Origin of the sequence: Cognatiluteimonas lumbrici (genome assembly GCF_006476065.1) — a bacterium.
In the GTDB taxonomy this organism is placed as follows: domain Bacteria; phylum Pseudomonadota; class Gammaproteobacteria; order Xanthomonadales; family Xanthomonadaceae; genus Cognatiluteimonas; species Cognatiluteimonas lumbrici.
The window spans coordinates 981,790-993,492 of record NZ_ML636798.1 but is presented as its reverse complement, the minus strand read 5'-3'; the positions used below and the strand labels follow the sequence as shown (position 1 = coordinate 993,492).

Below are 11,703 nucleotides of genomic sequence, written 5' to 3'. Positions count from 1 at the left end.
TCAGCTTCGAAAGCCTCATTCGTTATGGTAGTGTTAACGAGGCCTTCACGCGGACGGCATTAACCTGCCCGGGATGGCGTGCGGAACGGCCGTCTGTATCTAACACGCATCAAGCATTTCTTTATCTGATCAAGGAGCTGAACATGAATAAGAAACTCCTCTGCGCTGCCCTGTTGACCGGGCTGGGCGTGGCGTCGGCCGCTTCCGCGCAGACTTTCGACGATCGCTGGTACGTGTCCGGCTCCGTCGGCGTGAACGTGCAGGACAACGACCGCGGAACCGAGGACAGCCCGTTCGCGACCCTGGGCTTCGGCAAGTTCCTGACCCCGAACTGGTCGCTGGAAGGCGAGCTGAACTACCAGAACCCGGACAAGACCGCGTCCGGCCTGTGGTGGAGCCAGTACGGCATCTCGGCCGACGCGCGCTACCACTTCCGCACCGTGGACTCCAAGTGGTGGCCGTACGTGCGCATGGGCCTGGGCCTGCAGCGCCACGAGGAAGAGTTCATCCGTGACCCGATCTTCGGCACCCCGGATGGCGGCTTCCCGGCCCAGCACGAGGACAACAACGTCGCCGTGAACCTCGGCGCCGGCCTGCAGTTCGACTTCGGTCGCATGGACCTGCGCACCGAGATCGGCACCCGCGTCGACTTCGACGAACTCCAGGCCCGTCCGGGTCCGGAGCAGGAAGACTACTTCACCGACCTGCTGGCCTCGGTCGGCATGACCATCGCCCTCGGCCCGGAGCCGATGGCCCCGGTCGCGCCGGCTCCCGAGCCGGTGGCCCCGAGCTGCGCCGACCTGGACGACGACGGCGACGGCGTCAACAACTGCGACGACCGCTGCCCCGGTTCGCAGGCTGGCCAGACCATCGGTCCGGACGGCTGCCCGGTGCCGGTCTCGATCGACCTGAAGGGCGTGAACTTCGACTTCGACAAGTCCACGCTGCGTCCGGACGCGATCGCGATCCTCGATGAGGCCATCGAGATCCTGAAGCGCTATCCCGACCTGCGGGTCGAGGTCGCCGGCCACACCGACGCCATCGGCACCGACGCCTACAACCAGGGCCTGTCGGAGCGCCGTGCCCGCGCGGTGTACGACTACCTGACCGCCAACGGCATCGACGCCTCGCGCCTGGTGGGCCCGAACGGTTACGGCGAGAGCCGCCCGATCGCGCCGAACACCAACCCGGATGGTTCGGACAATCCGGAAGGCCGTGCGCAGAACCGCCGCACCGAGCTGAACGTCCAGAACTGAGGACGCCAGCAAGGCCGGGCCATGCCCGGCTTCACGAAACCGAAGCCCGGCCAAGTGCCGGGCTTCGCTTTTTACGGAATGCCGTTACACTCGGGGCGGATTCGCGAAGGGGAAAGCGCCATGCGAGCGTCCATGCTGTCGATTGCCGCCACGCTGTTGGCCACCGCGGGACTCGCGCTGCCGACGGTGGCCAGTGCCGCCCCGGATTGCTCGGCGCCCCCGGTGACGCCCGGCCAGTCCGCCACGGTTGCGCCGATTTCGAGCGAACTGGTGACGCCCTCCGGGCAGCTCGGCGTTCCGGGCGGGGTACTGTCGCAGGCCTACGACGGCGCGCTGACCGTCGAGCAGGTGCTGCTGCGCATGTACGTGGAGAGCTGCCGCAGCGTCGCAGGCGCCGCGCCGGCGCCCGGCGTGGTGGACCCGAACGACCCGGCGACCTACAAGCCGCGCACCGAGTTCGACAACACGCCGTGGCGCTTCAACATGAGCCAGAACGGCCGCAACATGACCGCGGACGAGTTCAGCGCCTGGATGGCGTCGCGCGGCGTCCGCGTCGCCCGCGGCCCCGCCACCGCCCAGGCCCCGGCCCCGGCCCCGGCCCCGGCCCCGGCCCCGGCCCCGGCGGCCACCGCCGCCGCCCCCGAGGCCACCGGCGACCTCCCCACGCCCCCGCCCGCCGCCCCAGAACTCGCGCAGCCCACCCCGCAACTAGCGGACTGACCCAACATTCTTTAGCCACAGATCACACTGATTCAAAAGGATTGGGTTCGCAGGTCGGCACACGCCGCCGCGAACCCGATCCTTTTTTCATCTGTGGGATCTGTGGCTAAAGAAGGCGTCAGGAGATGACGCCCAGGTCGCGGCCGATGCGGGTGAAGGCTTCGATGGCGCGGTCGAGGTGTTCGCGGGTGTGGGCGGCGGAGACCTGGGTGCGGATGCGGGCCTGGCCCTTGGGAACCACCGGGAAGAAGAAGCCGATCGCGTAGATGCCTTCCTCGAGCAGGCGCTCGGCGAACTTCTGCGCCAGCGGCGCGTCGTGCAGCATCACCGGGACGATCGGGTGCGTGCCCGGACGCAGCTCGAAGCCGGCGGCTTCCATGCGGTCGCGGAAATATGCGGTGTTCGCAGCCAGCCGCTCGCGCAGCTCGCCGGCGCCGGCCAGCATCTCGAACGCCTTGATCCCGGCCGCGACCACGTGCGGCGGCAGCGAGTTCGAGAACAGGTAGGGGCGCGAGCGCTGGCGCAGCATCTCGATCACCTCGGCCTTCGCGGTGGTGAAGCCCCCCACCGCGCCGCCCATCGCCTTGCCGAGCGTGCCGGTGAAGATGTCGATCCGGTCCATCACGCCCTTGACCTCGGCCGAGCCGCGGCCGGTGGCGCCGATGAAGCCGGTGGCGTGGCACTCGTCGATGTGGACCATCGCGCCGTACTGCTTCGCGAGGCGGGTGATCTCGTCTAGCGGCGCGATGTAGCCGTCCATCGAGAACACGCCGTCGCTGGTGATCAGGATCTGCTGCGCGCCGTCGGCGCGCGCCTGCCGGAGCTGCTGCTCCAGGTCGGCCATGTCGCAGTTGGCGTAGCGGTAGCGCCTGGCCTTGCACAGGCGCACGCCGTCGATGATCGAGGCGTGGTTGAGCGCGTCGGAGACGATCGCGTCCTCCTCGCCCAGCAGCGGCTCGAACAGGCCGCCGTTGGCGTCGAAGCAGGCCGCGTAGAGGATCGTGTCCTCGGTCCCGAAGAAGTCCGCGATCGTCTTCTCGAGCTGCTTGTGCAGGTCCTGGGTGCCGCAGATGAAGCGCACCGAGGCCATGCCGAAGCCGTGCGTGTCCAGCGCCTCCTTGGCGGCCTGGATCATGGCCGGGTGGTCGGCCAGGCCGAGGTAGTTGTTGGCGCAGAAGTTCAGCACCGTGCGGCCGTCGGCCAGCGTGATCTCGGCGGCCTGCGGGCTGGTGATGATGCGCTCGGCCTTGAACAGGCCGGCCTCGCGGATCTCCTCGAGGGTCTCGGCGTAGCGGGTCGTGGGGGACGTGGCGGCCATGGGGGCTCCTCTCTATCGCGAAGGGGGCAGGGCGTCGAGCAGGGCCTGGTAGCGTCCGGCGAGGCCGTCGCTGCCCGCGGCCATCTCGCGGGCGACGTTCGTGCACATGCGCACGTCCACCGGGCGCTCGGCCAGCAGCATCTTCCCGGCGGTGTCGTACATGCCCTGGATGTAGCGCTGCGCACCGTAGGCGGCGCCGACGTTGCTGGCGAGTTCGTAGGGCATGTTGGCCAGCGCGCCGGTCGCGACGGCGACCTCGTAGGCGGTGTCCATCAGCATCGGCAGCTGCACGCCGGCCCAGCCGGGCTGGCCCATGCACGGCGCCGGCCGTGCATCGGCGGGATGCATTTCCTCCATGCGCCCGGCCATGGCTTCCAGGTGGTCGCGGTGGGCGAGGGCGGCGTCGCGGTTGCGGCCGATCTCGGCGCGGATCGACTCCACCGCGGAGGCGACGTTGCGTTGCTCGGTCGCCTGCTCGTGCCGCCGGTCGATCGCCAGCGCGATCAGCACGCCCAGCAGCACCGCGATGGTCTCCACCAGCACCTCGCCGAGGTCGATCGGCTCGCGCCGGAACCAGGGCCTGCGGCGCGACGCCGGCGTGGCGGCGGCGTCCTCGTTCGCGGGGGGCGGCGCTGGCCTGGTCACGGCATCAGCTCCAGCTCAGCACGACCTTGCCGCACTTGCCGGCTTCCATGAGGTCGAAGCCCTGCTGGAATTCGTCGATCGGGAGCTGGTGGGTGAGCACCTTGCCGAGCGGGAAGCCGCTGAGCACCAGCTGGGTCATCTTGTACCAGGTCTCGTACATCTTCCGGCCGTAGATGCCCTGGATGGTCAGGCCCTTGAAGATGATCTTGTCCCAGTCCACGCCGGCGCCCTTGGGCTGGATGCCGAGCATCGCGATGCGGCCGCCGTGGTACATGCAGTCGAGCATGTCGTCGAACGCGCGCGGACTGCCGCTCATCTCCAGGCCGACGTCGAAGCCTTCCATGTGCAGGTCGGCCATGACCTCCTTGAGCGAGGCCTTGCTGACGTTGACCACGCGGGTGGCGCCCATGTCGGCGGCCAGCTTCAGGCGGTAGTCGTCGAGGTCGGTGACCACCACGTTGCGCGCGCCGATGAACTTGCAGATGCCGGCGGCGATGATCCCGATCGGGCCGGCGCCGGTGATCAGCACGTCCTCGCCGACCACGTCGAACTCCAGCGCGCAGTGCGCGGCGTTGCCGTAGGGATCGAAGAACGCGGCCAGCTCAGACGGCACCTGGTCCGGGATCGGCCACAGGTTGCTGGCCGGCATCACGATGTACTCGGCGAAGGCGCCGTCGCGGTTGACCCCGATCCCGACCGTGTTCGGGCACAGGTGCGGGCGCCCGCCGCGGCAGTTGCGGCAGTGGCCGCAGACGATGTGGCCCTCGGCGGACACGCGCTGGCCCACGCGGTAGCCGTCCACGCCCGGGCCGACCTCGGCGATGCGGCCCACGAACTCGTGTCCGATCACCAGCCCGGGCCGGATGGTGCGCTGGCTCCATTCGTCCCACAGGTAGATGTGCAGGTCGGTGCCGCAGATCGCGGTCTTCTCGACCTTGATCAGCACCTCGTTCGGGCCGGGCGCAGGCACCGGCACGTCCTGCATCCAGATGCCCTTTCCGGGCTCGCGCTTGACCAGCGCCCTCATCGTCCGGGACATCGTCCGCCTGCTCTCGGGAAAGCCCCGGATTATACGCGGCGGGCCCGGTTTCCCGGCGCCAACGGCCCGGGCCCGGGCCGCCGGGCGCCGCTATACTCGAGGGAATTTTCCCCACGTTGGAGACACCGATGCGTCACATGGTCAAGATCCTGGCGGTCGCGCTCGCGGGCGCCATCGGCACCGTCGCCGCGGGCGCCGCCCAGGCGGGCGAGGGCATGTGGGTCCCGCAGCAGCTCCCGGAGATCGCGGGCCCGCTGAAGCAGGCCGGCCTGGAACTGCCGCCCGAGCAGCTCGCCAACCTCACCGGGCAGCCGATGGGCGCGGTGGTCTCGCTGGGCGGCTGCACCGCCAGCTTCGTTTCGCCGCAGGGCCTGGTGGTGACCAACCACCACTGCGCGTACGGCGGCCTGCAGCTCAATTCCACCCCGGACAACAACCTGATCGCGACCGGCTTCAACGCCGCCACCCTCGGCGACGAGATCTCCGCCGGCCCCAACGCCCGCATCTACGTGCTCGACGACATCCGCGACGTCACCGCGGAAGTGAAGGCGGCGATCGCCGCCGCCCCGGACGCCGCCGGCCGCACCGCCGCGCTGGAGGCGATCGAGAAGCGCCTGGTCTCCGAGTGTGAATCGGAGGACGGCTTCCGCTGCCGCTTCTACAGCTTCGCCGGCGGCAACACCTACCGCCTGTTCCGCAACCTCGAGATCCGCGACGTGCGCATCGTCAACGCGCCGCCGCAGAGCATCGGCGCCTACGGCGGCGACATCGACAACTGGATGTGGCCGCGCCACACCGGCGACTACACCTTCCTGCGCGCCTACGTCGGCAAGGACGGCAAGCCGGCGGCGTTCGACGAAGGCAACGTTCCCTACCAGCCGAAGCACTGGCTGCGCCTGGCCAGCGAGCCGCTGGAGGCGGGCGACTTCGTGATGGTGGCCGGCTATCCCGGCCGCACCTCGCGCTACGCCCTGGCCGGCGAGTTCGACGAGACCGCGCAGTGGGCCTACCCGCAGGTGGTCGAGCACTACGGCAAGCTGATCGAACTGGTCGAGGCCGCCGGCAAGCAGGACGAGGACATCGCGGTGAAGTACGCCAGCTCGCTCAAGGGCTGGCACAACGTGGTCAAGAACTACCAGGGCCAGCTCGACGGCTTCGCGCGGATCGGCGCCAGCGAGCGCAAGCACGCCGAGGAACAGGCCGTGCTCGAGTGGCTGCGCTCGCAGGGCGAGGCCGGCAAGGCCGCGCTCGACGCGCACGCCAAACTGGTCGCGCTGCAGGAAGTGGAGAGCGCCACGCGCGACCGCGACCTGGTGTTCGGGCAGCTGCGCCGCACCGGCGCGATCGGTGCCGCCAGCAGCCTGTACCGGCTGGCGCTGGAGAAGCAGAAGCCTGACGCCGAGCGCGAGCCCGGTTACCAGCAGCGCGACCTGCCTTCGTTCGAGGGCGCGATGAAGCAGATGGACCGCCGCTACGCACCGGCCATGGACCGGCAGATCCAGGAGTACTGGCTGCGCCAGTACGTCGCGCTGCCGGCCGACCAGCACGTGGCCGCGCTCGACGCCTGGCTGGGCGGCAACGACGAGGCCGCCATCCAGCGCGCGCTCGAGCGCCTGTCCGGCACCCGCCTGGGCGACCTCGATGCGCGCATGGCGCTGCTGCAGGCCGATCCGGCCGCGTTCGAGTCCAGCGAGGACCCCGCGGTGCAGCTCGCGGTCGCGCTGATGCCGACGGTGCTGGAGATGGAGGCGCAGCAGGAAGTGCGCACCGGCGAGGCGCTGCTGGCGCGCCCGGTGTTCCTGCAGGCGGTGGCCGACTACCGCAAGAGCCAGGGCGGCTTCGTCTACCCGGACGCCAACTCCTCGCTGCGCATCACCTTCGGCAACGTGCAGGGCTACACCAAGCTCGACGGCAGCAAGCAGGACGCGTTCACCACCGCCGAACAGATGGCGGCCAAGGCCACCGGCGTTGAGCCGTTCGACGCGCCGCAGGTGCTGCTCGACGCGGTGAAGGAAGCGGACTACGGCGAGTACGCCAGCGACGAGCTGGGCACGCTGCCGGTCAACTTCATGGCCGACCTTGACATCACCGGCGGCAACTCCGGTTCGCCGGTGATGGACGCGCGCGGCGAGCTGGTCGGGCTGGTGTTCGACATGAACTGGGAGGCGGTGGTCTCCAACTGGGTGTTCGACCCGGAGATGACCCGCGTGATCGCGATGGATTCGCGCTACATGCTGTGGATCCTGGACGAGGTGCTGCCGGCGCCGCGCCTGATGGCCGAGCTCGAGGCCGCCAACGAGGACAACGACTGATGCGGAACAAGATGATCGCGCCGCTCGCAGCGGCGCTCACCCTGGCGCTCGCGCCGCTCGCCGGCCACGCCGACGAGGGCATGTGGAAGCCGAGCCAGATGCCGGAGCTGGCCGCCCAGCTCAAGGCCCGCGGCCTCGAGCTGGATCCGGCCTCGCTGTCCGACCTCGCCGGCAAGCCGCTCAACGCGGTGATCAGCCTCGGCGGCTGCACCGCCAGCTTCGTCTCGCCGCAGGGCCTGGTGGTGACCAACCACCACTGCGCCTACGGCACCATCCAGTACAACTCCACGCCAGAGCGCGACCTGCTCGCCGACGGCTTCGTCGCCGCCAGCTTCGCCGAGGAACTGCCGGCCGACCCCAACGCGCGCATCTACGTGACGCAGGCGATCACCGACGTCACCGACCGCATCGTCGAAGGCCTCGACGGGATGGACGGCAAGGACCGCTACGACGCCATCGAGGCGCGCAGCAAGGCGCTGGTCGCCGAGTGCGAGCAGCCCGGCGGCCTGCGCTGCAACGTCTACAACTTCAACGGCGGGCTCGAGTTCTCGCTGATCCGCCAGCTCGAGATCCAGGACGTGCGCCTGGTGTACGCGCCGCCGGCCGCGATCGGCAAGTACGGCGGCGACGAGGACAACTTCGAGTGGCCGCGCCACACCGGCGACTGGAGCTTCCTGCGCGCCTACGTCGGCAAGGACGGCAAGCCGGCGCCGTACGCGAAGGACAACGTGCCGTTCGAGCCCGAGAGCTGGCTGACGGTGTCGCAGGAGCCGCTGCAAGCGGGCGACTACGTGATGGTCACCGGTTACCCGGGCCGCACCAACCGCTACCGCCTGGCCTCCGAGGTGCAGGACACGATCGAGTGGGGCTACCCGGAGTCAGTGGCCTATTTCAAGGACTACCTGGCCACGATCGAGCGCACCACCGCCGGCGACAAGGCCGCCGCGCTCAAGTACGCCTCGACCATCGCCGGCATCAACAACGCGCTCAAGCTCTACCAGGGCCAGCTCGATGGCTTCGCGCAGATGGACGACCCGGTGGGCATGAAGCGCGCCCGCGAGGACGCGCTCAAGGCCTGGCTGGCCGGGCGTGGCGCCGAGGGCAGGGCGCAGGTCGCAGCGCTGGCCGAGCTGGAGCGCGAGCTCGCCGCCTCCGAGGCCACGCGCGAGCGCGACCGCTGGTTCCCGAGCGTGGCTTCCGGCGGCCTGACCGGCACCGCGGTCACCCTGTACCGCAACGCGATCGAGCAGGCCAGGCCGGATGCCGAGCGCGAGAGCGGCTACCAGGCGCGCGACGCCGCGCGCCTGCAGGGGCGCATGAAGTCCATGGACAAGCGCTACGACGCCGAAGTGGACAAGGCGCTGACGAAGCTGCGCATCGAGCGCTACCTGGCGCAGGTCCCGGCCGGAAGCCGGGTGCCGGAGCTCGATGCCTGGCTGGGCATCACCGCGAGCGACAAGACGGTGCCGGACCTCGACGCCAGGCTCGACGCGCTCTACGCCGGCAGCAGCCTCGGCGACGAGGCCGCGCGCCTCGCCTTGCTGGAAGCGGACCGCGCGGCGATCGAGGCCTCGGACGATGCCGCGCTGCGCTTCGCGGTGCAGGTGATGCCGGCGCTGCTGCGGCTGGAGGACGAGGCCGAGGCGCGCAGCGGTCGCATCTCCGCGCTGCGCCCGAAGTTCATGCAGGCGATGATCGACTTCAATGCCTCGCAGGGGAAGCCGGTCTATCCGGATGCCAACTCCTCGCTGCGCATCACCTTCGGCACCGTGCGCGGCTACTCGCCGCGCGACGCAGTGCAGATGGAGCCGTTCACCACCCTGGCGGGCATCGTCGAGAAGGACACCGGCGTCGAGCCGTTCGACGCGCCGAAGGCCCAGCTCGACGCGATCGCCGCCGGCAAGGGCGCACGGTACCGCATGGCCTCGCTCGGCGACGTGCCGGTGAACTTCCTCAGCGACGTGGACACCACCGGCGGCAACTCCGGCTCGCCGACGCTGAACGCGAAGGGCGAGCTCGTGGGCCTGCTGTTCGACGGCAACTACGAGAGCCTGAGCGCCGACTGGATCTTCAACCCCGACCTGACCCGCTCGATCCACGTGGACACGCGCTACATGCGCTGGGCCATGGACGAAGTGGACCACGCCGAGCGCCTGCTCGAGGAGATGGGACTGCCGCATGACTGACAAGAAGCTTCCGTTTGCCGCCGCCGCGGCCTGCAACCTGGTGGCCGCCGCGACCCTCGCCATGGCTTCCGTCCCGGCACACGCCGATGAAGTGGGTGGCGAGGGCATGTGGCTGCCCTCGCAGTTGCCGGCCATCGCCGACCGGCTCCGCGCCGCCGGCTACAAGGGCGATGCCGCGGCGCTCGCCGACCTGACCAAGGCGCCGATGAACGCGATGGTGTCGCTGGGCGGCTGCACCGCCAGCTTCGTCTCGCCGGAAGGCCTGGTGGTGACCAACCACCACTGCGCCAGGGGCGCGATCCAGCTCAACTCGACGCCCGAGGACAACCTGCTCGAGAACGGCTTCATCGCCGCCGACCGCGCCGCCGAGCGTTCCGCCGGGCCGGGCGCGCGGGTGCTGGTGACGGTCGCCTTCGACAAGGTCACCGACCGCATCCTCGCCGACGCCCGCGGCAAGACCGGGCGCGCGTACTACGACGCGGTGGACGCGGCGGAGAAGGCGCTGGTCGCCGAGTGCGAGGCCGACGAAGGCTACCGCTGCAGCGTCGCCGACATGTACTACGGCACCGACTTCTACCTCATCAAGCAGCTCGAGCTGAAGGACATCCGGCTGGTGTACGCGCCGCCGGAAGCGATCGGCAACTACGGCGACGAGATCGACAACTTCATGTGGCCGCGGCACAGCGGCGACTTCGCGTTCTACCGCGCCTACGTCGGCAAGGACGGCAAGCCGGCCGAGTTCTCCGCCGACAACGTGCCGTTCGCACCGAAGGCCTGGCTCGAGGTCTCGACCGACCCGGTCGCCGAGGGCGACTACGCGATGCTCGCCGGCTATCCGGGCCGCACCTACCGCCACCGCATGGCGATGGAGTTCGCGCACCAGGTCGAGACCGGCCTGCCGTCGCGGATCGCGCTCTACGACGCCATGATCGACGCGATCGAAGGCGCCACCGCCGGCGACAAGGCTGCCGAAGTCGCCTACGCCTCGACCCTGGCCGGGCTCAAGAACGGGCTCAAGCGCGCCCAGGGCGAGCTCGACGGCATGCAACGCAGCGACGCGGTCGCCGTGCGCCGTGCCGACGAGGCCGCGATGCTGGCCTGGCTGGCGAAACAGCCGGGCGCGGACGCGCTCCAGGCCGACATCGAGGCCGCGCAGGGGCTGATCGCCGCCTCGCACGAAGGCGCGGAGGCTTCCCAGCTGTTCGCGCAGATCCGCGGACGCACCGAACTGCTGGCCGCCGCCTACCGCCTGCAGCGGCTGGCGCTGGAGCGCGGCAAGCCCGACGCCGAGCGCGAGCGCGGCTACCAGCAGCGCGACGAGGCCCGCATCAAGGCCGCGCTCGAACAGGCCACGCGCCGCTTCGACCCGAAGGTCGAAAAGGCCTTGCTGGCCGAACTGCTGCAGCGCCACCGCGCGTTGCCGGCGGCGCAGCGCATCGCCGAGATCGACGCGGTGTTCGGAAGCGACGCCGCGAGCGTCGCGAAGACGCTCGACCGCCTGTACGCCGACACCGCGCTCGACGACGAAGCCGAGCGCCTGCGCCTGCTCGCCGCCGACCCGGCCACGGTCAGGGCCTCCACCGACCCGCTGATGCAGGCGGCCGCGAAGCTGCTGCCCGCGGCGCTGCGCGAGGAGGACGAGGCCAAGCAGCTCGCCGGCGACCTGCTGCGCCTGCGCCCGGCCTACATGAAGGGGCTGATCGGCTACCGCGAATCGCAGGGCAGGGCGGTCTACCCAGACGCCAACTCGACCCTGCGCATCGCGTTCGGCAAGGTCATCGACCTGCACCCGCGCGACGCCGTGCGCTACGCGCCGGTGACCACCGTGGCCGGGATCGTCGAGAAGCACACCGGCGTGGCGCCGTTCGACGCCCCGGACGTGCTGCTCGAGGCGATCGCAAAGGGCGATTTCGGCAGCACCGCGGACCCGAAGCTCGGCACCCAGACGGTCAACTTCCTGACCAACCTGGACACCACCGGCGGCAACTCCGGTTCGGCCGTGCTCGACGCCAACGGGCGCCTGATCGGCCTGCACTTCGACAGCAACTGGGAGGCGGTCAGCGCGAGCTGGATGTTCGACCCGCGCTACAAGCGCGGCATCCACGTGGACATGCGCTACGCCCGCTGGCTGATGTCCAAGGTCTACCCGGCGCCGCACCTGCTGCGGGAGATGAACCTGCCGCTCGAATAGGTGCTAGGCTCCCGTCATCCGGATTCCCATGCCCAA

8 protein-coding genes are annotated in these 11,703 nt (G+C 70.0%); 5 read left to right on the top strand and 3 right to left on the bottom strand.

Annotated elements, in window-relative coordinates; translation table 11 throughout:
* The first annotated feature begins 143 nt into the window (after positions 1 to 143).
* The gene (locus tag E4F25_RS04885) at positions 144 to 1,256 is read left to right on the top strand and encodes an OmpA family protein (protein WP_140909087.1); all 1,113 of its coding nucleotides are present in this window, start codon (positions 144 to 146) and stop codon (positions 1,254 to 1,256) included.
* A 120-nt stretch (positions 1,257 to 1,376) separates the two neighbouring features.
* Entirely contained in the window at positions 1,377 to 1,976 is a 600-nt protein-coding gene (locus tag E4F25_RS04880) for a hypothetical protein (RefSeq protein ID WP_246069764.1), read from the top strand.
* Between the two features lie 118 nt (positions 1,977 to 2,094).
* Here E4F25_RS04880 and kbl read toward each other — a convergent pair whose 3' ends face one another.
* From kbl to tdh, 3 genes are read right to left on the bottom strand one after another with little or no spacing between them, the layout of a single operon-like run.
* Positions 2,095 to 3,294 carry a glycine C-acetyltransferase gene (kbl, locus tag E4F25_RS04875; RefSeq protein WP_140909086.1) on the bottom strand — a complete coding sequence of 400 codons (1,200 nt, stop codon included), beginning with the start codon at positions 3,292 to 3,294 and terminating at the stop codon, positions 2,095 to 2,097.
* 12 nt (positions 3,295 to 3,306) lie between these two features.
* A complete protein-coding gene (locus E4F25_RS04870; RefSeq protein WP_140909085.1) occupies positions 3,307 to 3,939 on the bottom strand; it encodes a hypothetical protein in 633 nt (210 codons plus the stop codon).
* A gap of 4 nt (positions 3,940 to 3,943) precedes the next feature.
* A complete protein-coding gene (gene tdh / locus E4F25_RS04865; RefSeq protein ID WP_181168202.1) occupies positions 3,944 to 4,978 on the bottom strand; it encodes an L-threonine 3-dehydrogenase in 1,035 nt (344 codons plus the stop codon).
* 137 nt (positions 4,979 to 5,115) lie between these two features.
* Between tdh and E4F25_RS04860 the strand changes: the two genes are divergently transcribed.
* From E4F25_RS04860 to E4F25_RS04850, 3 genes are read left to right on the top strand one after another with little or no spacing between them, the layout of a single operon-like run.
* Complete coding sequence (locus E4F25_RS04860) at positions 5,116 to 7,290, top strand: S46 family peptidase (RefSeq protein WP_407062806.1); 2,175 nt, start codon at positions 5,116 to 5,118, stop codon at positions 7,288 to 7,290.
* Entirely contained in the window at positions 7,290 to 9,476 is a 2,187-nt protein-coding gene (locus tag E4F25_RS04855) for a S46 family peptidase (protein WP_140909083.1), read from the top strand. Before E4F25_RS04860 ends, E4F25_RS04855 begins: the two co-directional genes overlap by 1 nt.
* Positions 9,469 to 11,667 carry a S46 family peptidase gene (locus E4F25_RS04850; RefSeq protein WP_140909082.1) on the top strand — a complete coding sequence of 733 codons (2,199 nt, stop codon included), beginning with the start codon at positions 9,469 to 9,471 and terminating at the stop codon, positions 11,665 to 11,667. The genes E4F25_RS04855 and E4F25_RS04850 overlap by 8 nt, the downstream gene beginning before the upstream one ends.
* The last annotated feature ends 36 nt before the right edge of the window (positions 11,668 to 11,703 follow it).